Consider the following 22,784-nt stretch of genomic DNA (forward strand, 5'->3'; position numbering starts at 1 on the left):
GAGGGAATGCGTCATGACGTCTCACGCTACGTCCAGAATTTTCGTCGTCGGTGGCACCGGCGCACAAGGCTTGCCGGTAATCGGCGCGCTGGTCGCCGACAAAAAGTACTTTGTGCGGGCGCTCAGCCGCGATGCCAACTCCCGACGCGCCCGCGAATTGCTGGCGCTCGGCAACACGGAGATCGTCGAGGGCACGTTTGCGGACGAAGCCACATTACGTGCGGGGCTGCGTGGTTGCGACGGCGCCTTCATCAACATCGATGGCTTCAACACCGGCGAGCGAACCGAGATGTACTGGGCGATTCGCTGCTACGAAATTGCCATCGAAGAGGGCATCCGGTTCTTCGTCTACGGCAATCTGGATTACGCGCTCAAGAAGGCCGGGTACGACTCGAAATTCCGTACCGGTCACTACGACGGCAAGGGGCGCATCGGCGAATGGATCCTTTTTCAGAACCAGACAAATCGCGAGCGCATGGGCGCTGCGGTGTTCACCTCCGGGCCGTACATGGAGATGGCCATCGCAGCCATGACACCGATGTCCCCCTTTGTGGAAGACGGTGTCGTGACGTGGCGTGTGCCGCTAGGCGACGGCGCGGTGCCGCACGTCGCCCTCGATGACTGCGGCTATTACGTGCGCTGGCTCTTCGACAACCCGTTGCGCGCTAACGGGATGAACCTCGAAGTCGCCATCGAGCATGTGCATTACGCCAGGCTGGCCGAGGCGTTCGAAGCGGTTACAGGGCGCCCCGCGCGCTACGTCGACACGGCCGTTGACGACTATTGGCAAGGCCCGTTGGCAGCATCCGCCGGGCGGCCTGCCGGTTACAACGCGGACCCGAAAGACAAGAGCACGATGAGTTTTCGCGACAACTTCACCGGGTTCTGGAATGTCTGGAAGCACAACGTGATTGCGCGCGACTACGCATTGCTCGATGAGATTCATCCGAATCGCATCCGGACCGTGGAGGCGTGGCTGCGACGGGAGCAGGAGAAGGGGCTGGCGCTCGGTAAAGGCGGACTCTGGGAGCGCGTGCAGCCGGAAAACTGGTTCCGGCAGCCGCCATTGCTCAAGCTGGTCGAGGATCGGGGGCAGGGCGTGCTCTGATCCCCCTCAGATCCCGCTTTACGCGCCCGGCGGAATCAGCACCTCGATGCCATGCATTCTCGCCATCTCCAGCAGCGCGATCATTTGCTCAGGTGTCGGCGGCTCGGCGGGCATGGCTGGCGTGGCCGGCATCTCGCCCTCGACCCGAAGCCCGGCCTTGACGATGAATTCGTCGAAGCCGCCGGGCGTCGTCACCAGAAGGCTGCGCGTCGGCACCTTCCCCAAATTCCGCAAACGTTGCGGCACGCCTCGCGGCGCGAAATAGGATTGGCCGGCGCGCAGCACCGTGACGTCGTCGCCGATCGTCACTTCCAGCTCGCCCTCCAGAATCGTCATCGATTCATCCTCGAACCGGTGAAGGTGAAGGCCGCCGTCGCCGCCGGGCGGCATCGTGCCTTCGATCATCGTGAACTGGCCTCCCGTCTGCTGCGAGGACAACAGCACCCGCATCGAAACGCCAAGGAATAAATAGGTGGGGGCCGAACGTTCTACTACGGACGGCAGCGAAGCAACGGATGTCATCTCGAACTCTCGATTTGGCAGGACACGACTAAACCCGAATACCGGGCGGACGTTCGCATTAGCGCACACCACCCACCGGTCGACAGGCCGGATCCGGCGATTCGCGACCTAAAATTCCGTTCGTCCTGAAAGTCCGAAAGGTCCTGGAAGACGCGTCGGCGCATTCACCGCAACCAAGGGCCCGCAGGGGCAGCAATGGCAGGAAGACCCGCATGAAACCGGAACGCATTACCGCGATTCGCGATGGAAAACGTGTGCCGCTGTTCGATGGCGAACCGCTCGGGCTGCATTCACCGTCGCCGACGCTGCTCATCGAAACGCACGAGGTACCGTCCGACATGCCGCTCTCGCATGTCATCACCGAACAGATCGCCACCCTGTTTCTCGACGCGGCTCACATCGATCACTGCTCCGACAGCTTGCCCCCTGAGCGCCTCGTGGTGCCCGCAGGTGCCGTGGCGCTGTCGTTGCGCGACGAAATGGAGACGGTACGCTGGGTGCGGCCAGCACGCGTGGTGAGTGTGCGCGTCGACGACCGCGTGCTGGCGGAGGCCTCGCTTGCCGCCGGCCGGAGCGGGCGGGCGACGGTCATGCCCGCCAGCAGCGTACAAAGCGCTCAACTGACGATGCTCATGAGCGCACTTCATACGGAGCAGCGCGACGGCTTTCGCAGCGGTCGACTTTTCCTCGACGGCATCGAGCAGGCGATGGCGGCAACGCTGGTCGGTCACCACGCGTCTTGCGCTGCGTCAGAAAGCGGTGGGGGGCTGACACCTGCGCAGGCCCGACGCGTCGACGATCTCGTGCGTAGCCGGTTGGACGGCGCCGTCGCGCTGGCCGAACTCGCCGATTGCGCGGGTTACAGCGTGTCGCACTTCACGGCGCTGTTCCGGCAGACGTTCGGTACCACGCCCCATCGGTATGTGACGCGACTGCGCATAGAGCGCGCGATGACGCTGCTCGCCAAGCCGCACTGGTCGGTACTCGATGTCGCCATCGATTGCGGCTTCCAGACGACGCAGCACTTCGCGCGCGTCTTTCGGGCAGTCACCGGCGTTTCGCCGGGGGAGTTCCGGCGTCGCAGCTGATGTGATGTGACGTTAGGTCTTCTGCGTCGGATTCGACGCCCGGAACCACGTCACCAGAAAGTCCGCCAACGCTCGCGTCTTCGCGGAGAGATGGCTCTTGGTCGGATAGACGAGCTTGATGTCGGCCGGCGGTAGCGCCCAATCGACCATGACGGCGCGCAGTTGGCCGGACGCGAGATACGGATGGATGTCCCACATCGAGCGGATGAGCATGCCGTGTCCGTCCAGCGCCCATGTCGTGGCGGCCGCACCATCGTTGGTACTCAGCATGCCGCGTACCTTGACCGTCTCCTGACGATCGGCCCGCCGGAAGTGCCAGGTCCCGTAGATTTCGTCGCTCTCGCGAATCACGATGCACTGATGCGCCGCCAGATCCGAGGGGTGCGCCGGCTCACCCGAGTCGGCCAGATAGCTGGGCGACGCGCACAGCACCCGCGCATTCGGCATCAACTGCCGCGCCGTCAGACGGGAATCCGGTAGATCGCCGAAGCGGATCGCTGCGTCGAATCCTTGTTCGACGAGATTCACCGGTCGATCCGTGAGATGCAACTGCACCTCGACCTCCGGGTACTCGCGGGCAAACGCAGAGAGCGCCGGGGCGATGTGCGTGCGTCCGAAGCCGAGCGTTGCGGCCAGTCGCAGCAGGCCGCGAGGCGAGGTCTGCGCGCCGGTCACGGCGTGCTCCAACGCTTCGAGTTCGCCGAGGATTCGTGCGCCGTCCTGCAAGTACATCTCGCCTTCGGGCGTGAGGCTGATGCGTCGTGTCGTACGATGCAGCAATCGCACGCCGAGCCGATGCTCCAGTTGCGCCAGCCGCCGGCTGACCGCGGGCGGCGTAATGCCCATCTGCTGGGCGGCAGCGGCCATGCTGCCTTCCTTCATGAGCGTCGCGAAAAAGCGCAGATCGGAGAAGCCGTCCACTGACATGTCGATTCGTGCCTTGCAATTAACAATGAAGTGATTTTGAGTCACTTTATGTCGTTTTGCATCAAATATAGGATGTGCATGACACGCGGCCGTGCGCCGCTATCTCATCAAACCTGCATCGAACCCGCACCGAACCTGACGGCAGAAAAGGGGCCTATGACCTCCCAAGCACTCTTTCCCGGCTTCACCGCCTATCGTTTGCCGACGCCTGACGGCCAGCATATCCATGCGCTGACCGGTGGTAGCGGCCCGGCGTTGCTGATGCTGCATGGACACCCGCAGACGTCTGCCATCTGGCACAAGGTCGCGCCTGTGCTCGCCCGGCATTTCACGCTGGTGCTCGCCGATCTGCGGGGGTACGGCGACTCCGCCAAGCCTGCGGGCGACGCCGATCATACGGCTTACAGCAAGCGTGTCATGGCGCGGGACATGGTGGCCGCCATGCGCGAGTTGGGGCATACGTCGTTCTCGGTGTTGGCTCACGACCGGGGTGCGCGCGTTGCGCATCGGCTGGCCGCCGATCATCCGGACGTCGTTGACCGGGTGGTGCTGCTCGACATTGCGCCGACGCTCGCGATGTACGAACAGGCGGGCGACGCCTTTGCGCGCGCCTACTGGCACTGGTTCTTCCTGATTCAGCCTGCGCCGTTGCCCGAGCGTCTGATCGAAGCGGATCCGGCGGCCTACTTGCGTGACGTGATGGGGCGGCGCAGCGCCGGATTGGCGCCGTTCGACCCGCGAGCGTTGGCGGAGTATCAGCGCTGCCTGTCGCTGCCGGGCGCAGCGCATGGCGTCTGTGAGGACTACCGTGCGGCGGCTACGATCGACCTGACGCACGACCGCGAGGATCGCGAGGCAGGGCGCAAGTTAGAGATGCCGGTGCTGGCGCTCTGGGGCGAGCAGGGTGTCGTGCATCGCTGCTTCCAGCCCCTGGCGGAGTGGCAGCGCGTGGCGTCCAACGTCCGTGGGCACCCGCTGCCTTGCGGTCACTACATTGCGGAAGAAGCGCCCGATGTGTTGTTGGCAGACGTGCTGCCGTTTCTGCTTGAGGGACGCTAAGCCCCTTGTCACGCGGTGACGGACGAGAGGGCGATGGCGGGCTCGCGAGCGCGAGCCGTCCGCCCCCGTCCGCCCCGTCTGCCCCGTCCGCCCATCACGCAGATTTGGGTTCTTCAGACCGAGCGGGTCAGTCCGCCGTCCACACGAATGTTTTGTCCTGTGATGTAGCCAGCGCCGTCCGACGCCAGGAAGGCCACCGTTGCGGCGATCTCCTCCGACTTGCCGTAGCGTTGCATCGGCACGCTCTCACGGCGCGTCTCCTGCTGCGGAAGACTGTCGATCCAGCCCGGCAGAATGTTGTTCATGCGGACGTTGTCCTTCGCATATTGGTCGGCGAAGAGCTTCGTGAACGAGGCCAGCCCCGCGCGGAACACGGCCGACGTCGGGAACATCTCGCTGGGCTCGAACGCCCATGCCGTGGAGATGTTGATGATCGTGCCCGCGCCTTGTTTTTGCATGATCGGCGTGACGAGCCGGGTCGGGCGGATCACGTTCATCAGGTACGTGTCCATGCCGCGATGCCAGTCTTCATCGCTAATGTCGAGGATCGCGGCGCGCGGGCCGTGCCCGGCACTGTTCACCAGTACGTCGATACGTCCCCAGCGCTCCACCGCCAGATCCACCAGTTGCTTCAGGGCGTCGTTCGACTGATTCGATCCGGTGACGCCCACACCGCCCAATTCGGCCGCCAGCGCCTCGCCCTTGCCGGACGACGACAGAATGCCGACCTTGAAGCCATCGGCGGCCAGACGTCGAGCTGCCGCAGCGCCCATGCCGCTACCACCCGCCGTAATCAACGCCACTTTTTCTACTGTCATGCTGATATTCTCCGGATACGCCGGCGCTCACCCCAACGGTGGCCGGATCTCGTCAAACGTGTGCAACAGCGTAACATCGCGACACCGACTCGACGAATCAGATTTCGACAGTTGATGCAGTAGAAAAACTACACTATGGCGCTATGACCGACATTCCTGGCCGACTCCCGTCGCTGAACGCCCTTCGCGCTTTTGAGGCGGCGAGCCGGCATCTCAATTTCCGGCTGGCTGCTGAAGAGCTGGGCGTGACACAAGGCGCGGTTGCGCAGCAGGTGCGTGGTCTCGAAGCCGAGTTGGGGATGAAGCTGTTCGAGCGGCACCCACGCACGCTATCGCTGACCGAGAACGGGCGGCGTTATGCGGGCGGTGTGCGGCGTGCTTTCGAGATGCTGACGGAGGCAACGCAGGCGTTGCGTCCGGAACCGTTGCGTCTGACGATCAGCGTCACGCCGACGTTCGCATCGAAATGGCTGATTCCACGGCTTCCCGCATTCCTCGAGACCCATCCCGACATCGATCTGCGTATCCTCGCGACCGACCGGCTTTCGCACTTTCACAGCGATGCGGTCGATCTCGCCGTGCGCTACGGACGTCCGCCCTTTGGTGGTGGGCTGGTTGTCGAGCCGTTATTCGAGGAGGTGCAGATTGCGGTGGCTTCGCCGGGCGTCGTCGCGGACTCGGGACATCCCCGTGAGACGGGCGACCTGCGGGGGCACGCATTGCTGCACGACGCCCATAACGCCTGGCCGCAATTCCTTGAGTTGGCGCTACCGCAGGCGCCGCTGTCTGCGGCTAAGAACGTCAGATTCAATCAAACGGCACTCGCTATCGACGCCGCCGTCGCCGGGCAGGGGCTGGCGCTGGCGCATCGGGATTTCGTGGCGACGGAGATTGCGGCGGGCCGTCTGGTGCGGCTGTTCGACACCGAACTGCGTACCGGTGCAGGCTTCTACATCGTGTATCCACGTCGCGCGCGTCATGCCGGGCAGATTGCAGACGTTCATGAATGGCTTTTGCGGGAAGCATCATCTGCGCGTTAGGATTGCGTTTTACGCAACGACTGCGGAAGGTGCCATGTCGTACCCCGATCTCAATCTGCTCCATGCCCTCGATGTGCTTCTGGAGGAGGGCAGCGTGGTCGGCGCTGCCCGACGCATGCACCTGAGTCCTCCCGCAATGAGCCGCACGCTCAGCCGGATTCGCGAGACGCTGGGCGATCCGGTATTCGTTCAGGCCGGCCGCAAACTGGTGCCGACCCCGCGCGCGCTGGCGATGCGCGAGCAGGTCCGTCTCGCGGTCGAGCAGGCAACGCAGGTGCTGGCGCCGGGGGCGAGCGTCGACCTGGGAACGCTGGAGCGGCGCTTCAATGTGCGGGCGAACGACATCTTCGTCGGCCTGCATTCGGGACGATTGCTCGAAGCGATGGCCGAGGAAATGCCGCGTGCCATGCTGCGCTTCGCGCCGGAAGAAGATGATCTCGACGACGAGGCGCTGCGCAGCGGACGGATCGATCTTTTCATCAGCGCGTCGCGCAAGCTGGGGCCCGAGATTCGCGTGCAATCGCTCTTTACGACGAGCTTCGTGGGCATTGCACGTCAGGATCATCCGATTTTCGACGAAGACATTACGCCGGAGCGGATCACGCGATGGGGGCACATCGGGGTATCGAGGCGTGGCAAGTTCGCCGGACCGATCGATAGTGCGCTGGAAGATGTGGGGCTCAGACGTCACGTGGCGCTGGTCGTGCCCACCCCGTCCACCGCGCTTTTTGCCTTGCAAAACAGCGACTTGCTGCTCGCACTTCCCTCGCATCTGGCAGAAAGCGCCGTGGCAGCTGGGATGCGTCTGCGCCAGTTCGATTTTCCGGTGCCGCTCGAGACGGTCGTGCTGACACAGGCATGGCACCCGCGTTTTCAGGCCGATCCGGCACATCAATGGTTGCGTCGCACGATCCGGCATATCTGCGAAGCCTATTAGACCCCTCAAGCCGGCGAAATCTTCGAATCGATGCGTGTGACGCAATCATTGATTCCAATCAAGTCACTATTCGCATCGATGCTCCCGACCCTACAGTGATCAGCATCGTCACTGTCTTCAAGGGTCATCGTGTCACCCACGCCTGCTTCGGCAACTTCTCCCAGCGCGTTTCGCGAGGTGTGGTCGCATCGGCTTCTCGCGGGTCTTGCGCGGTTGGACATCACATCCCCGCGTGCCACGTACGTCCTCCGCTCGATCGTTGCGGCCTGGCTGGCGCTTTGCGTTGCCTATCTTCTCGAACTGGAAATGCCGTTCTCGGCGGCCACGACGGTATTGCTGGTCGTCAATCCGATTCAGGGGGCCGTGATCGGCAAGGGCGCGTGGCGGGTGCTCGGCACGCTCGTGGGCATCGTCGCATCCTTTGTGCTGATGTCGGCCTTCGCCGAGATGCCGTGGCTCTTCGTGCTTGGGTTCGCGACCTGGCTTGGGGTGTGCGTTGCGGGCATGACGATGCTGCGGCACTTTCGCGCATCGGGTGTCGTGGTGGCCGGATACACGGTGGGTCTCGCCACGTTCGGTGCGCTGACGCATCCGCATCTCGCGTTCGAGCATGTCATCGGTCGTGGCTCGACCGTCATGGTGGGCGTGGTTTGCCTGTCGCTGGTCACCGCGCTGTTCAGCCGGCGCGGCGTGCGCGGCAAGCTCGACGCGATGCTCTCGCGACTGGCGGCGCGTGCGGCACAGACGATCGCCGCTGATAACGGGGAGGGGGACGCGGCAGCGCGCGCTGGGGCCGATGATCTGCGGCGTCAACTGATCGCCGAGATTTACGGTGTCGACGATCTGTTGGCCGTCGGCAAGGCCGAATCGGTCGATCTGGCGCACCGTGCCCACGCCGTGCGGCATGCGATGGCGTCGCTGTTTGCTGCGCTGACCGCAGCACCGGCAGGCAACATGTCGCGGCCTGCGCCGTCGGCATTGCGGACCATGCTGACGCATGCGTGGCAAGACGCAGCGCAAGCTGTCGGTGCGGGTCCTGAAGGGCTTGAGCGTGCGGCGCATTGTCTTCGAGAGGCCCGCGCAAAGCTTCACCGCGCGATGGCCGACATTGCATCAACATCCCCTACGACGCTCATCGCCCTCGATCGCTTGATCGAGCAGATCGACGACTATCTGGCAGCGCTCGATGGTCTCGCGTCTTTGCATCGTCCGCGTCCTGCGGGTGGTGGGGTGACCATCCGCTTTCATCGCGATTTGCGTGCTGCGTTGCAGAACGGCGTACGGTCGGCGCTGACGCTGTTTGCGGCCGGTGCCGCATGGATTGTCACGGGCTGGCCGCACGGCGACATGATGCTGCTGATCGTCGCGCCGTATTGTGCGTTGCTGGCAGCCGCGCCAAATCCGGCTGCCGGCGCGTGGCAGTTCGTTAAGGGCACGCTGTTCGCGGTGCCTGTCGCCTTTGTGTGCGCTTTCTACGTATTGCCGCACATCGAGGGGCTGCTGTTACTGCTCGTTGTGCTTGGGACGTTCTGGCTGCCGGGCATTTATGCGACGACATTGCCGAAGCATGGTTTGGCAGCGCTCGCGTATCTCGTGGGTTTCAATACGCTCACAGCGGCCGATAACCCGATGCACTACGACGTGCCGTTGTTCCTCAACTGGTCACTTGCCTGGATTGCCGGCACGCTGCTCGCGTGGCTGGGATTTCGTGTGTTGTTGCCGCGCGTCCTGCCGAAGGATATTGCGCGACTGCAAAGGCGGATCCGTGACGAAGCCTTGCGTGCACTGTGGGGCGCGGCGTCATCGATCTCGACGCATTCGGCGGGACCGGGGGGCGACGTCAGAGGGCGGCTGTCGTCGGCGCGTACTTCAGCCCGCGCTTCAGCCCGCGTATGGCAGTGGCGTCAGCAGCATCGCATCGCGCAACTGGGTGCCTTACGCAAGGCGCAACCGGAGGCCATGCGTCGCGATGTCGACGACGCGCTCGCCAGTCTCCATCTCGGTCGTGAGGCTTGGCGCCTGCGGATGTGGCTGCTGCGTGATGAAGGCGAGGACGGCAATGACGGGCGCGCCGAAACGGCACGAATGCCCGCCGCCCGCGAGGTTGTGGCAACGGCGTTGGCGCGGATGTCGCGACGCACCCGCGCCGGGCGACCCGCATTGGCCGCGCGTCATGCGCGTTACGCGGCGCGGCGGTTGGCGATCCTGCAAGCGGCGCTTTCGCTCGCTACGCATGAACCCGTGCCGTTGGCGCGTCTCGTCGCGGCGCTCACCGATATCGCTGAGCTGCTCGACGCTCACGAAGCCTACTTCGCATCTCCCCCGACGGGCAGCACTCATGCGCAATGAATCCGTCATGGTGCTCATCCTGCCCACGCATCTCGTCGAACGCTTCGACGGCCGGCCAGTGGGCTTCGCAAAATCCTCGCTCAACCCTTGTTCAATCGTTCTCATGCTCACTGAAGTGGCTGTCGCCGGCATCTATCTGCCGCCATTTTTCGTCTATGCCTGCATCGCGTTGCCGGTGTTTCTCGGCGTTCGCTTCGTCATGACGCGTGCGGGCGTGATGCGCCATGTCTGGCATCCGGCGCTTTTCGAGTTCGCCCTCTCTCTTTGTCTGCTTTCCGTGTTGGTGCTTTATGTCTGATCGCATGATGTGGTTTCGTCCGGCCGCCAAGGCCGTGGGTACGCTCGCGACGGTGGTAATCGCCGGGGCGCTCGTGGTGGCGCTTTGGCGCGCCTATGTGGTTTCGCCGTGGACCCGCGATGGGCGAGTCAGTGCGGAAGTGGTGCACATCGCCCCGGAAGTGTCCGGCACAGTGCTTGAGGTGGCCGTCGCCGACAACCAGTTGGTCAAGCGCGGTGACGTGCTGTACCGGATCGACCCTGAGCGCTTTCGTTATGCCGTGGCGCAGGCCGAGGCGCAGTTGAGCGCGGCAAGCGCATCGCTGCAACAGAAAACGCAGGACGCGAAACGTCGTCGCGGTATGGACGATCTCGTGCCCGGCGAAGACATTCAGCGCGCGAATCAGGCGGTGGCCATCGCACAGGCCGAACAGCGTCGTGCACAGGTGGCGCTCGATGTTGCGCGTCTGGATCTGGCACGCACCGAGTTGCGGGCCCCCGCAGATGGGTATGTCACACATTTGCGTTTGCGCCCCGGCGATTACGCGGTGGCGGGGCGTGGCAACGTCGCGCTGATCGATGTGCATCGCTTCTGGGTCACGGGCTACTTTGAAGAGACGAAGTTGCACGGGATTCGCACGGGCGCACCCGCACGCATTCGGCTCATGGGTTTTGACGACATGCTTGAGGGCCACGTCGCAGGCATCGGTCGGGGCATCACTGACGTCAACGAGCATGCCGACGCACAAGGTTTGCCCAGCGTTGAGCCCACCTTCAGCTGGATACGGCTGGCGCAGCGCATTCCTGTGCGGATCGAAATCGACCGGGTTCCGGTGGGCGTAGTGCTTGCCGCCGGGATGACGTGCAGCGTCGACGTCGGGCGCGCCGATGCGGGGGCAACACCGAAAGGACGCCTCGCCAGTTTGCTGATGCGCTGGATGTGACGCTATGAACTTCGCATTGATTTCGCATCGCACGTTGCGTACACGGATGTCGAGGGTACCCTCATGCCTCGTTCTCGCAGGCGTGCTGACGACGGCCGCTTGCACAACCCTCGGGCCGGATTACCATGCGCCGCTCACGGACATCCCGGCGCAGTGGCACGACGCACGCGACAGCTTCGACACGAGTCGCCCGTCCGATGGTGCACGTCTGCGCGACTGGTGGCGATCGTTTGGCGATGCGACGCTCGACCGACTGGTCGATGTGGCGCTGGCCAATAACCGCGATCTGGCGATAGCACAGGCGCGTCTGGTCCAGGCGCGTGCCGAGCGTATGCGTATCGCCGCAGATCTCGGGCCGACGGTGGCTGCGGGTGGCACGGCACAGGCGTTGCGATCGAGCAAACGTCTCGACTGGCCACCGGGTGTGGGCCAATCGCGGACGTGGCAGATGGGATTCGACGCCAGTTGGGAACTGGATGTCTTCGGAGGTACGCGTCGTGCGGTGGAGTCTGCCGACGCGCGTGTCGAGGCGGTGGCGTTCGATCGCGACGCGATTCGCGTGAGCCTGCTCGCAGAACTGGCGGCCGATTACGCCACACTGCGCACGACGCAGGTACGGATGCGCATCGCGCAAGACAACATCCGTACGTTGCTCGAAGGCGAGCGTCTCGCGCAGCGGGCATTCGCGCAAGGGCTGGGCACGTCTGCCGAAGTGGCGCAGGCGCGTGCCGAACGCGAGCTTGCACAGGCGCAGCCGCCTCGGTTGCAGGCCGAAGTCGAGCGCTTGAGTCACGCCATCGGCGTACTTGTCGGCGACTTTCCTGCGCAATGGCGCGATGTGCTCGCCACCCCGTCACAGGCGTTGCCCGTGATGCCTGCGCTACCGCTGACGATGCCGTCCGAGGTCATTCGGCAGCGTCCCGACGTGCGCGCTGCCGAGCGCCGGTTTGCGGCGGCGACGGCCCAGATCGGCGTGGCCGAAGCCGAACGCTTCCCGCACTTCAGCATTCCGCTTAGCCTTGGGACCACGGCCAGTCTGATTCAGGACCTGTTCTCAGGCGCGAGCGTTGCCTGGTCGGCGGCGCTGATCGGCAGTCAGACGCTATACGACGGCGGTCGCGCGAAGGCCGGTGTCACGGCCGCGCAGGCGGAAACGGACGCGGCACGACTTGCCTATGAGCGCGATGTGCGATTGGCGTTACGCGATGTCGAGGACGCGTTGTCCGGGTTGCATAGCGAACGTGAACGGCAGATCGCGTTGCGTGCGGCGGTCGACGACAGCCGGCAGGCGCTGGTCCGCACGACACGTCTCTACCAACACGGCCTGAGTGCCTATCTGCCGGTACTCGTCGCCCAGCGTGCCGCCAATCGCGCCCGCGATGCGCTCGCCGATAGTCAGGGTGCCGAGGTGCTGAGCGCCATTGCGCTTTACAAGGCACTCGGCGCCGGTTGGCAGCAGGACTCGTCGACAGGGCAGGCGACTGCCCGTCAGCGCGTTGACGGCGAGGCCGGCTAATGGCGCGCTATCGACGCGTCGTGTTTCCCCTTTTCTTCGGTTTGTTCTCACGGCTCAAGGAGCGAATTCCATGCCACTCGATCCCAATCTGTTCTCGATTCACGATATCCGCGAACTCCCGTTCGTCACCTTCAATCAGGAGGCCGCCGAGCCGGGCTATGCCCGCGACTGGGAGGCGGAAATGGTGGCGCTCGTGAAGCATGGCGCCCCGTTCGTGGTGGTCTACGACCAGTTGAGGCGCGACGAAACTCACGAGGACCGCAAGCAGCGTGCCGTCTGGCTCAAGCACAACAAGTCTGCGTTGGCGGCGGTCTGCAAGGCGCTGGTGAGTATCGAGCCGGACGAGACGCGACGTGCGGCCGTCCGCACAATGGGGGAGGCCGCAGTGAAGGCGTTCGGCATTCCGCATGAAGCGGTGGCGACGCGTGAAGAGGCGGAAGCGCTCGTCGAGCGGCTGACGACGAGCGCAGGTTGAATCAGACGGTTGCGATTGCCGCTACTAGTTGCAACAAGCGAGGCGCATCGGTAACGCGGTGCATCTCAACGAGGCAGGCGTTGCGCAAAGCCATGCCGTCTGGCGGCGAACGCTACCCCCCACGCCGCTAACGCCAGCCACGTGAGCACATGCGGCAGCGCAGCGGCGCCCCAAGTCGACAGCACGGCGCCTCCGAGTACGCCACTCGCGGCGAACGACAGATTGAAGACGGTCACGAGCATCGATTGCGCTACGTTCTCATGCTCGCCCGCCGCATTCCCGAGCGCTGTCTGGAGGATCGTCGGCGCGCCGCTGAAACTCAGTCCCCAAAGCACTGCGCCGACGGCGAGTACCCACCACGACGTTGGCCAGATACCGAAGGCCAAGATCACGGCCGCGAAGGTGGCCAATGCCGTCAGCGCGAGCCTGCGCAACCAGCGATCCACCCAAAGACCAATCCCCCAAAGTCCGACGAGGGTCGAAATGCCGAACGCCGATAGGATCGTGGCGAGACGTCCGCTCATACCGGAGGACGCGAGGAACGGTGCGACGTACGTGTACAGCGTGTAGTGCGCGACGACCCACAACATGACCACCGCAAGTACCGGACGCACGCCCGGCATGCGGAGTACGTCGATGACGGAAGCGCGAGCGGGGGACGCATGGTGGGTGCCTTTGTTTGCGCTGCTTGCGATGGTGACGTTCGGCACGATCAGCAGCATCCATCCCACGAGCGTGAGCGTGAACGCCGACAAGCCACCGAACACCGAGCGCCATCCGATCAGTTGACCGAGCGTGGTCGCCGCCGGCACGCCGATGGCAAGCGCCAGCGGAATCCCCAGCATGGCGAAGGCGAGGGCACGTCCCTGACGTTCTGGACTCACGAGACGCCGCGCGTAGGTCGCGATCTCGCTCCACGCCACGCCGGTGGCCAGACCCACCACGAAGCGGGCGGCGAGCGTCAAGGTGAAGTCCGATGAGAGCGCCGTCACGGCATTGCACAAGGCGAAGCCGAGCAGCGCGATGACCAGCACTGTCCGGCGCGACCAGCGATGCATCAACACGGTCAGCGGCACGGCGCCGAGACCTGCGCCCAACGCACAGAGCGTGACCATCTGGCCTGCCCAGGATTCGGAGATGTGAAAACCGTCGGCGAGCTGCGGCAACAGCCCGGCTGGCACCGTCTCGTTGGCCGCAGCAACGACGGTCGCGAGCATCAACGCGGTCAGCGAGGCCCAGGGGGTAGCGTCGGCACGAGGCGCGGCGGCAGTCGGGGGTGGGGGAGAACTGGGGGAAGTCGAAGAAGCAGACATGGTCGATCGTCGAGCGTAAATGTCCCGAGGGGGACGATGCCGGGTAGTCTGCCGATTCGTCTTGCTTTTGATAATCTGTCGATAATTTGAATGACTTTCAAATACAGATAGAAAATGGCGACCGATCAACTGGGTGACATGCGCCTGTTCGCGACGGCGGCGACGCTCGGCAGTCTTTCTGCGGCGGGGCGCAAGCTGGGGCTCTCGCCTGCGGCGGCGAGCGCCCGGCTGGCGAAGCTGGAGGCGTCGTTGCAGACGCGGCTGTTCGTACGCACCACGCGTCAGTTGCGCTTGACGGACGAAGGGCGCGTCTACCTCTCGCACTGTCTTGTCGCGTTGCAGGCCATCGACGACGGCGAAGCGGCGCTTCAAGCTGGGTGCGCGGCGATTCGCGGCAAGATCCGGTTGTCGGCGTCGACCGACTTCGGCGCGCACAAGCTCTCGCCATGGCTCGACGAGTTCGTGGCGCGGTATCCGGACATCCGGCTATCGCTGACGCTGACCGACTCCATCTCCAATCTCGTGCAGGACGATGTCGATCTCGCGATCCGCTTCAGCGAACCGGCGGACGGCACGCTCGTGGCGCGCCGTCTCGCACCGATGTGCCGCGTGCTGTGTGCGTCGCCGGAATATCTGGCGCGTCATGGCGAACCGCAGACCCCCGAGGCGCTGTCGGCCCATCGGTTCATCGTGCTGGTCACGTCTTCCGGGCCGCTCAACGAGTTTCATTTCCGTAAGGACGAGGCGACGTGGCAGTTCACGGTGCCGATGGCGCAAGCCTGGGAGACGAACGACGGCACGATAGCGCGCCGCTGGGCGCTGGACGGGCGGGGTATCGTCCGAAAGACGTTATGGGATGCCGCCGACGATGTCCGGGCCGGACGGTTGAAGATTCTTCTGCCGGATTTCATTGCCACGGAGGCGGGCGTGTATGCAGTGCGGCATCGCACGCGCTACATGGTGCCGCGTGTACGTGCACTGCTCGATTTTCTGATCGAGCGCTTCGAGCAGGAGGCGGTGACCTTGCCCAAGGCGTGCGTGCACTGAAGGCAGATCGATCGACGCGAACCGTCGTCCGGGGCGGCAGGTGCCGTTACTTGTCGGACGTGACTTCATGTCATGATACGGCATGGCCCAGATCCCGCTCTTCCCGCTCGGCAACGCCTTGTTTCCCGCTGGGGTGTTGCACTTGCGCATCTTCGAGGTGCGCTATCTCGACATGATCAAACGATGTCTCGCCGATGGCACGGAGTTCGGTGTCGTCGTGTTGCGACAGGGCAGCGAGGTGCGCCTGCCCGACAGCGTGGAGGAGCCTGCGATGATCGGCACGATGGCGCGCATCGATGACTGGCGCGCGCCGATGCCGGCATTGCTCGAACTGGTCTGCCGGGGCACGACGAAGTTCCGGCTTTCTTCCGTCGAGCTTGGTAAATACGGTTTGTGGATGGGGGAGGCGGACCTGTTGCCTGACGATGCCAACGTCGCCATTCCCGACACCCTGCAAGTCAGTGCGGATACCCTGGGCAAGCTGATCGCGGGGTTGCAGCGCGATCCGGCGCGCGCTGCGAAGCTGCCGCTTGCGCCGCCTTACCGTCTCGACGAGTGTGGCTGGGTGGCCGATCGCTGGGCGGAATTGCTGCCGCTGCCTGCGCACGAGAAGGAGACGCTGCTGGGCATCGACGACCCGGTCGCGCGGCTGGCGCGCATACAGGCGTTTCTCACGGATCACGGCGTGTTGTCCTGAACCTGCTCCGGTCGGTCGACATGCACGGATATGTCGATACGCTACGGCGATTTGCCTGCCTCCTCGCCGAACAGGCGATAATGTCGCCTGCTCAGAATTCCCACGCCGTCGCAGGGCGCGACGGCGTCGTCACACAAATCCATGACAGTCCAGATCAACGAAGAACTCAAGGCGTACATCGACCCCCTCACGCCTGACGAATACGGGGCGCTAGAACAAAGCCTGCTCGCCGAAGGTTGCCGCGACGCGCTCGTCCTGTGGGGCGACGTGCTGGTCGACGGTCACAACCGTTACGAAATCTGCCGCAAGCACGACATCGAATTCCGCACGGTGCAAAACCCGTCGTTCAAGTCGATGGACGACGTGCATCTTTGGATGATCGACAACCATCTGGGCCGCCGTAGCGTCTCGGACTACCAGCGCGGCGTGCTGGCGTTGCGCAAGAAGACGATTCTCGAAGCGCGCGAGACGCCGGACGCGCCGGCGCAAGCGGCGGCTGCGACACCGGTCGCGGATGATGCGTCGGCGGGGGAAGGCACGAAGTCGTCGATTCCTGCGCACACGATGGCGCTCACGCGGGCCGCATTGGCCCGCGCGGCACGTTTGTCGAGCAACACGCTGGGGCAGATCGAGCAGATTCACAATGCAGCGGCGCCCGAACTCGTGGACGCCGTCAAGCGAGGTGAGGTGTCGATCAACGCGGCGGCGGCTGTGTCGACGCTGCCGCAGGCGGCGCAGGTCGCGGCCGTGGTCGCGGGCAAGCAGGAGCTGCGTGAGCTGGCCCGCTCAGTGCGTGAGGCGCGCCCGGTCAAGCCGCGCAAGAAGAAGGAAGACGAGATCGCCGAGGAAGACGACGGCACGCCGCCGTGGGATACGAGCGCCGATCCGTCCGACGAGTTGACCCGTCTGTCGAGCGAACTCAAGGCCATGACCGCCGAACGCGATGCGCTCAAGAAGAAGGTCGCGCATCTGACCATCGCATTGGCCGAAGCGCGGGCGGGGAAGTAAGCGGCAGAACCCGTTCGCGACGAGCGAAACCATGCGATTTTGGATCCACAATCGTATACTGGATCCAGTATTGGATGATTGGATCCAGAATCGCAATGTGGGTAAAAACTATGCTCTAATCGCGCCATATGCGAACCCCCGGACCCCAAGCACTTCATCAGGCCATCCGCGACACGCTTCGAGACGAGATCTTGAGTGGCGTGCTCCCGGGTGGATTTCAATTGCGTCAGGAAGCGCTCGCCGAGCGTTTCAATTCGAGCCGCGTGCCCGTTCGGGAAGCGCTACGTCAACTGGAAGCGGAGGGATTGGTCACGCACCATCTGAACCGTGGCGCGACGGTGGCGAGCATGAATCTCGAACAGCTATGCGACATGCTCGACATTCGCGTAGCGCTTGAATGCCACGCGGCCAGACTGGCCGTGCCGAACATGGCAGAGCGCGATTTTCAGGCGATGGAGCAAATCCTGGACAAGTACTCGGCGTCGGAGGTGGTCTCCGAGTGGGCCGAGTACAACCGACGTTTCCATCTGGCCCTTTCGGCACCTGCGAACAACCGTCGTCTGCGGATGTTGATCGAAGAGTATTGTCTGAACACCGACCGTTACTCGCATCTTGCGATGTCGCAGGCGACCGGCAAGGTGAAGCCGCAGCACGATCACTACGAGATCCTGGCGGCATGCCGGCGACGTGACGTCGCCACGGTGGTGTCGATGCTCGAAGCGCACATCCTCACGACCCGCAACGAGATCAAGGCGATGGCCCGCGAAGACCTCAGCTTCCTGTCGCGCGCGGCGTTCTGAATCGGGGTACGCCGGGATTCTCGCGATTCCCGGCGGTGTAGTGCTGAAGCGGGGCATGAATCACAAGATTTCCCCGCGCCATCCTTGTCACTCGGGTTTGCGTTTCGGCACGTAGTTACCCCACAGCTTTTCCACGTCTGCGGTTTCCGTCTTGTACTCCGGGCCGTTGTCCGTCATCACCATCTCTTCCTTCTTGTACTCCTGCCACGGCGGCGGCACTTGCTGGCGATTCATCCAGAAGTGGACGTTTTTCTGCACGCGGGGATCGTCCTTGTTGCGGTAGAGCCAGCGCAGTTCTGCGCCGGTAAACGAGCGGTTTTTCGTCTCGCCCGGGGCGAGGTTGTCGCTGGACCCGGACGGCACGTCGACGGAGAAGTTCTTGTTGACGACGGCGTCGATATCCAGTGAGTCGAGCACGAAGTGCACGTGTTTGTCAGCCACGCGTGTGGCCCACTCGAGCCCGCCTTTGACTTTTCGACGAATGGCGCTGTTGTCCTGTCCGCCGACGGCATTCGAGTACTTCTCATGCGTGCGGAGCGTCTCCCGGAAGGACTGTTCCTCGTCTGCCGGCATTTTCGGCGCAAGGGACTGCTCTTCCTTCAGGATGCGGAAATCGTCGATCCGGCACGGCGTCATGCGGGCCCGGAAACGGTAGTCGATGTAGTGCTTGCGCCCGATCCCGCCATCCAGACCCTTTTCGACGCCATACACCAGATCGCCTTTCTGGAAATTTCGATTGGGAAAGGGCGTCGTGCCTGCGGTTGTGCCGACCTCCCCGGATGTCGCTCTCGGGGCAGGACGTTGCGCCAGCGATGACAGGGCTGGCGGGACCGCGTGCGTCGAGGGCGCAGGTCCCGACCCGGCGGAGGGAGGTGCGTTCTGTGGTGTTGCGGCGGAATGTTGGGAAACGACGGAGGGGGAGGCCTCGGCAGCGGGGTAGCCGCCGCTGCGGGCTGAGATCTTGGCGTCTGACATGAGATGACTGTAGCGTTGTCTAATGGACACATCGAGTTTTAACCGATGGGGTGCCGTCGTGCTGCACCGACGCGAAGTCATGTCGTGTCCCGGGAAGTGCTAGGGGAGGTGGCGTGGGGAAGGCAAGGGTAAGGCCGACGGGCGGCGCTGTGCGAGAATAGCGCATTGCCGGTTTCGGCCAATTGCGCGGTGAGTGGCGAGTCCCGGAAGATGTCGGGATGTGCGGCGCGCCGCGGCTTTTCGTCAACGTTTCATGAATCGAGATTTACCTGCGACCGACGAGACCTACATGGGGCTGGCGCTTGAGCAGGCGCGCGCCGCCATGGCGCAGGCCGAAGTGCCTGTGGGCGCGGTCGTCGTCTGCGACGGGCAGGTCGTGGCGGTCGGACACAACTGTCCGGTGAGTGGCCACGATCCGTCGGCACACGCCGAAATGCAGGCCCTGCGCGCGGCGGCGAAGGCATTGGGCAACTATCGTCTTCCCGACTGCGAACTGTATGTGACGCTGGAGCCGTGTGTCATGTGTGCCGGCGCGATCATGCACGCGCGCATCAAGCGTGTCGTGTACGGTGCGGCCGACCCCAAGACCGGCGCTTGCGGCAGCGTGGTCGATCTTTTCGGGGAACCGCGTCTGAATCACCATGCCGAAGTCGTTGGCGGCGTGATGCGCGACGAGTGCGTCGGCATGCTTCAGACCTTTTTCAGTGAGCGGCGCGCTGCAGCCAAGGCGCGTCGTTTATCGCTGGCTGCGAATGCTGCTGCTACGGCCGCTGACGCAGACCCGTCCTCCGTTCCCCCCTCGGAATCTTCCAATTGACGCAGACCAAGCTTGTCGAACTGATCGCCCCTTCGGGCTACGCTCCTTACGCCGACGTTGCCGCGCGCGGTGTCGCAACGCTGGAGAGTCTCGGTTATACCGTGAGCAATCGTGAGGCGTTGGCGCGACGTTATTTGCGCTTTGCCGGCACGGACGACGAACGTGTCGAGGAGATCAACCATCTCGCGCGGCGCGACCATCCGCTGCCGGAAATCGTCCTGGCGATGCGTGGCGGGTATGGTGCGGTGCATCTGCTCGATCGTCTGAATTACGGCGCACTCCACGATCGGCTGTGCAATGCACCGGTGGCGATGGTCGGTCACAGCGACTTCACCGCGATTCAACTGGCGCTGCTGTCGCAGTCGCATCTGATCACGTTCGCCGGACCCATGTTGCTGGCGGATTTCGGCGCCGAGACACTGAGCGATTTCACGGTGGGACAGTTCGAGTCGGTGCTGCACTCGCCGACGCATACGGTTCAGTGGGCGGGCGACGGCGCGAGCGGCGATATCGACGTGTCCGGCACCCTCTGGGGCGGCAATCTGGCGATGGTGTGCAGTCTGATCGGCACCCGCTACCTGCCGCAGATCGACGGTGGCGTGTTGTTCGTCGAAGACGTGAACGAGCCGCCGTACCGGGTCGAGCGCATGCTGTACCAGTTGCATCAATCGGGGATTCTGGCGCGTCAGCGCGCGTTGGTGCTTGGTGACTTCTCGCAGTACCGGGTGAGTGACTACGACAACGGCTACGACATGACGACCATGATCGAGAGCATGCGTCGTGTCATCGGCATTCCGATCGTCACCGAAATGCCGTTCGGCCATTGTCCGGACAAGCTGACCCTGCCCGTTGGTGGACAGGCGAGGTTGCAGACGTCGGGAGCGCAGGTCACCCTCACGCTTACGGGATATCCCTATCTCGGCGCATGAGCGTGGGCTGAGCCGCCCTCAAGGGCAGGAAGCGCGGTAAATAGAAGCACGCCTGGGCGAATCCACCGCCCGGCGTGCTTTTTTGTTGCGCTGCAAAAGTGGCTGAATTGCGGGCGTTGAATGCAGCTTGACGGGCGTTTCAAAGAAATTCGCGGCAACCCGGCGCTCAGGTGGACATTCGTGCCGGCGCGCGGCGGCTGTGATTTGCTCGGGTGTCGGGGGCGGCGGCGCTGGCGGACTATATCGTTAAGCGCAGCCTGAATATCTGAATATGGCTATGTTTCGCCCGACGGTATTTGGCTACACTGCTTCGATCGTTCCGCCATCAGAAGGATGCCAAGACATCATGGCCAGTCACAGCACCAACGCCAAGGATTACCCCCGCGACCTTATCGGCTACGGCCGCCACGTTCCGTTTGCCGACTGGCCGGGACGTGCGCGCATCGCCGTGCAGTTCGTGCTGAATTACGAAGAAGGTGGGGAGAACTGCGTTCTGCACGGGGATCGTGCGTCCGAGCAATTCCTGTCCGAGATCATCGGCGCCGCGGCTTACGAGGCGCGCCACATGAGCATGGAGTCCATTTACGAGTACGGTTCGCGTGCGGGTGTCTGGCGCATACTTCGCGAATTCGAGCGTCGCGGTCTGCCGCTGACCGTGTTCGGTGTGGCGATGGCCATGCAGCGACACCCGGAAGTGACGGCAGCGTTCCAGGAGTTGGGGCACGAGATTGCGTGCCACGGCTGGCGCTGGATTCACTATCAGAACATGGACGAGGCGACCGAGCGCGAGCACATGCGCATTGCCATCGACATCTTCAAGGAAATGACGGGCAGCGCGCCGCTGGGTTGGTACACCGGCCGCGACAGCCCCAACACGCGTCGTCTCGTGGTCGAACAGGGCGGTTTCGTGTACGACTCCGACAACTATGGCGACGACCTGCCGTTCTGGACGCAGGTGCAGGCCAGCAATGGTGACGTCAAACCGCATCTGGTCGTGCCGTACACGCTCGATTCCAACGACATGCGATTTGCCGCGCCGCAAGGCTTCAATACGGCGGATCACTTCTTCCATTACCTGCGCGACGCGTTCGACGTGCTGTACGCCGAGGGCGATGAAGCCCCGAAGATGTTGTCGATCGGCATGCACTGCCGTTTGTTGGGGCGCCCGGGCCGCTTCGCCGCGCTTCAGCGTTTCCTCGACCACATTGAGAAACACGATCGCGTGTGGGTGTGCCGACGTATCGACGTAGCGCGCCATTGGCAGGAACGTCACCCGTTCGTGGCGGCCTGATCGACAGTTCGACCAACAGGAACCGCAAACCGTCGAGGCTTGGGCAGACGTGCCATGAAGGCACGGTGGCTGAGCTCGACATTGAAATCCGACAGGCGTCATCGGGCTGCGCGTAGCGCGTGGCGGGGCGCCACCTTTGTTCTCCAGGAGAGCAGTGAATGAATGCCCCGTTGCCTATGACCCAACGAACCGTCGCCGAGTTGTCGGCGCTGCCGCGCGCTGAATTCATCGCCGCGCTGGACGGCATTTTCGAGCATTCCCCGTGGGTCGCCGAAGCGGCTTGGGAAGATCGTCCGTTTGCGACCGTCAACGCGCTGCACGACGCCATGTGTCAGGCCGTCATCGATGCTGGCGAAGCCCCGCAACTCGCGCTGATTTGCGCTCACCCGGAACTCGCGGGCAAAGCGGCGGTGCGAGGCGAACTGACGGCCGAATCGACGCGAGAGCAAGCCGGCGCCGGGCTGGATCAGTGCAGCGCGGAAGAGTTTGCGCGCCTGACCGAACTGAACGACGCCTACAAGACGAAGTTTGGCTTCCCGTACATCCTGGCGGTGCGCGGGCACACACGCAGCAGCATCATCGAGAACTTCGCTACACGTCTGGAAAACAGCCGAGCGGATGAAATCGAAGAGTGCCTGCGTCAGATTTTCCGTATCGCCGGTTTCCGTTTGCAGGATCTCGTGCGCGACTAAAAGGCTCGCGCCGAATATGACGAATGCGCCGGGTGCCGATGTCACTGGCGCAGTGAAGTATCGAAACCGTTTCAGACAATACCGAGTATCAAGGAGTTGGCATGGCCCTCGCCCCGCAAGACCCGAACGCACCGGAATTCGTGCGCCGTTACGTCA

General features: G+C 63.7%; 23 protein-coding genes. 18 read left to right on the top strand and 5 right to left on the bottom strand.

The features are described from left to right. Positions 1-13 precede the first annotated feature (13 nt). On the top strand, positions 14-1,108 hold the full coding sequence (locus A9762_RS26800) for an NmrA family NAD(P)-binding protein (RefSeq protein ID WP_069344999.1): 1,095 nt from the start codon (positions 14-16) through the stop codon (positions 1,106-1,108). Between the two features lie 18 nt (positions 1,109-1,126). On the opposite strand, the gene A9762_RS26805 is transcribed toward A9762_RS26800, so the two are convergent. Then, on the bottom strand, positions 1,127-1,558 hold the full coding sequence (locus A9762_RS26805; protein WP_206093624.1) for a cupin domain-containing protein: 432 nt from the start codon (positions 1,556-1,558) through the stop codon (positions 1,127-1,129). 284 nt (positions 1,559-1,842) lie between these two features. On the opposite strand from A9762_RS26805, the gene A9762_RS26810 reads away from it, so the two are divergent. Further along, complete coding sequence (locus A9762_RS26810) at positions 1,843-2,718, top strand: helix-turn-helix transcriptional regulator (RefSeq protein ID WP_069345001.1); 876 nt, start codon at positions 1,843-1,845, stop codon at positions 2,716-2,718. Positions 2,719-2,730: 12 nt separating this feature from the next. On the opposite strand, the gene A9762_RS26815 is transcribed toward A9762_RS26810, so the two are convergent. Beyond that, on the bottom strand, positions 2,731-3,639 hold the full coding sequence (locus tag A9762_RS26815; RefSeq protein ID WP_069345036.1) for a LysR substrate-binding domain-containing protein: 909 nt from the start codon (positions 3,637-3,639) through the stop codon (positions 2,731-2,733). Positions 3,640-3,801: 162 nt separating this feature from the next. On the opposite strand from A9762_RS26815, the gene A9762_RS26820 reads away from it, so the two are divergent. Further along, positions 3,802-4,704: an alpha/beta fold hydrolase gene (locus tag A9762_RS26820; RefSeq protein WP_069345002.1), complete on the top strand. Its 903-nt coding sequence runs from the start codon at positions 3,802-3,804 to the stop codon at positions 4,702-4,704. A gap of 113 nt (positions 4,705-4,817) precedes the next feature. Here A9762_RS26820 and A9762_RS26825 read toward each other — a convergent pair whose 3' ends face one another. After that, entirely contained in the window at positions 4,818-5,522 is a 705-nt protein-coding gene (locus tag A9762_RS26825) for an SDR family oxidoreductase (RefSeq protein WP_069345003.1), read from the bottom strand. A gap of 143 nt (positions 5,523-5,665) precedes the next feature. Here A9762_RS26825 and gcvA point away from each other — a divergent pair, with 143 nt between their 5' ends. The 7 genes from gcvA to A9762_RS26860 all read left to right on the top strand — a co-directional run bounded on the left by gcvA (position 5,666) and on the right by A9762_RS26860 (position 13,059). Beyond that, positions 5,666-6,562, top strand: coding sequence for a transcriptional regulator GcvA (gene gcvA / locus A9762_RS26830; protein WP_069345004.1), 897 nt, complete (start codon positions 5,666-5,668; stop codon positions 6,560-6,562). A gap of 34 nt (positions 6,563-6,596) precedes the next feature. After that, on the top strand, positions 6,597-7,499 hold the full coding sequence (locus tag A9762_RS26835) for a LysR family transcriptional regulator (protein WP_069345005.1): 903 nt from the start codon (positions 6,597-6,599) through the stop codon (positions 7,497-7,499). Positions 7,500-7,712: 213 nt separating this feature from the next. Next, positions 7,713-9,848: an FUSC family protein gene (locus tag A9762_RS26840; RefSeq protein WP_240493723.1), complete on the top strand. Its 2,136-nt coding sequence runs from the start codon at positions 7,713-7,715 to the stop codon at positions 9,846-9,848. Between the two features lie 7 nt (positions 9,849-9,855). Then, the gene (locus A9762_RS26845) at positions 9,856-10,146 is read left to right on the top strand and encodes a DUF1656 domain-containing protein (RefSeq protein WP_240493724.1); all 291 of its coding nucleotides are present in this window, start codon (positions 9,856-9,858) and stop codon (positions 10,144-10,146) included. Further along, positions 10,139-11,068 carry an efflux RND transporter periplasmic adaptor subunit gene (locus tag A9762_RS26850; protein WP_371443465.1) on the top strand — a complete coding sequence of 310 codons (930 nt, stop codon included), beginning with the start codon at positions 10,139-10,141 and terminating at the stop codon, positions 11,066-11,068. Before A9762_RS26845 ends, A9762_RS26850 begins: the two co-directional genes overlap by 8 nt. 4 nt (positions 11,069-11,072) lie before the next feature. Beyond that, positions 11,073-12,584, top strand: a complete 1,512-nt coding sequence (locus tag A9762_RS26855) for an efflux transporter outer membrane subunit (protein WP_240493725.1) — start codon at positions 11,073-11,075, stop codon at positions 12,582-12,584. A gap of 70 nt (positions 12,585-12,654) precedes the next feature. Further along, positions 12,655-13,059, top strand: coding sequence for a hypothetical protein (locus tag A9762_RS26860; protein WP_069345008.1), 405 nt, complete (start codon positions 12,655-12,657; stop codon positions 13,057-13,059). Positions 13,060-13,124: 65 nt separating this feature from the next. Here the strand turns inward: A9762_RS26860 and A9762_RS26865 are convergent, their stop codons facing one another. Continuing rightward, a complete protein-coding gene (locus tag A9762_RS26865; protein ID WP_083254326.1) occupies positions 13,125-14,372 on the bottom strand; it encodes an MFS transporter in 1,248 nt (415 codons plus the stop codon). Positions 14,373-14,486: 114 nt separating this feature from the next. Between A9762_RS26865 and A9762_RS26870 the strand changes: the two genes are divergently transcribed. The 4 genes from A9762_RS26870 to A9762_RS26885 all read left to right on the top strand — a co-directional run bounded on the left by A9762_RS26870 (position 14,487) and on the right by A9762_RS26885 (position 17,924). After that, positions 14,487-15,419: a LysR family transcriptional regulator gene (locus A9762_RS26870; protein ID WP_069345010.1), complete on the top strand. Its 933-nt coding sequence runs from the start codon at positions 14,487-14,489 to the stop codon at positions 15,417-15,419. A gap of 82 nt (positions 15,420-15,501) precedes the next feature. Then, complete coding sequence (locus A9762_RS26875; RefSeq protein ID WP_069345011.1) at positions 15,502-16,116, top strand: LON peptidase substrate-binding domain-containing protein; 615 nt, start codon at positions 15,502-15,504, stop codon at positions 16,114-16,116. A gap of 141 nt (positions 16,117-16,257) precedes the next feature. Further along, positions 16,258-17,124: a hypothetical protein gene (locus tag A9762_RS26880; protein ID WP_069345012.1), complete on the top strand. Its 867-nt coding sequence runs from the start codon at positions 16,258-16,260 to the stop codon at positions 17,122-17,124. 128 nt (positions 17,125-17,252) lie between these two features. Continuing rightward, a complete protein-coding gene (locus A9762_RS26885; RefSeq protein WP_069345013.1) occupies positions 17,253-17,924 on the top strand; it encodes a GntR family transcriptional regulator in 672 nt (223 codons plus the stop codon). An 87-nt stretch (positions 17,925-18,011) separates the two neighbouring features. Here A9762_RS26885 and A9762_RS26890 read toward each other — a convergent pair whose 3' ends face one another. Then, positions 18,012-18,635, bottom strand: a complete 624-nt coding sequence (locus A9762_RS26890; RefSeq protein WP_069345014.1) for a hypothetical protein — start codon at positions 18,633-18,635, stop codon at positions 18,012-18,014. Between the two features lie 517 nt (positions 18,636-19,152). Here A9762_RS26890 and tadA point away from each other — a divergent pair. From tadA to uraD, 4 genes are all read left to right on the top strand, one after another. Continuing rightward, positions 19,153-19,716, top strand: coding sequence for a tRNA adenosine(34) deaminase TadA (gene tadA, locus A9762_RS26895; RefSeq protein WP_083254328.1), 564 nt, complete (start codon positions 19,153-19,155; stop codon positions 19,714-19,716). Next, complete coding sequence (gene ldcA, locus A9762_RS26900; protein ID WP_069345016.1) at positions 19,713-20,645, top strand: muramoyltetrapeptide carboxypeptidase; 933 nt, start codon at positions 19,713-19,715, stop codon at positions 20,643-20,645. The genes tadA and ldcA overlap by 4 nt, the downstream gene beginning before the upstream one ends. Before the next feature lie 346 nt (positions 20,646-20,991). Next, positions 20,992-21,936, top strand: a complete 945-nt coding sequence (puuE, locus tag A9762_RS26905; protein ID WP_069345017.1) for an allantoinase PuuE — start codon at positions 20,992-20,994, stop codon at positions 21,934-21,936. A 176-nt stretch (positions 21,937-22,112) separates the two neighbouring features. Beyond that, positions 22,113-22,628: a 2-oxo-4-hydroxy-4-carboxy-5-ureidoimidazoline decarboxylase gene (gene uraD / locus A9762_RS26910; RefSeq protein ID WP_069345018.1), complete on the top strand. Its 516-nt coding sequence runs from the start codon at positions 22,113-22,115 to the stop codon at positions 22,626-22,628. The last annotated feature ends 156 nt before the right edge of the window (positions 22,629-22,784 follow it).

It is taken from the genome of Pandoraea sp. ISTKB, assembly GCF_001721285.1.
Classification (GTDB): domain Bacteria; phylum Pseudomonadota; class Gammaproteobacteria; order Burkholderiales; family Burkholderiaceae; genus Pandoraea; species Pandoraea capi.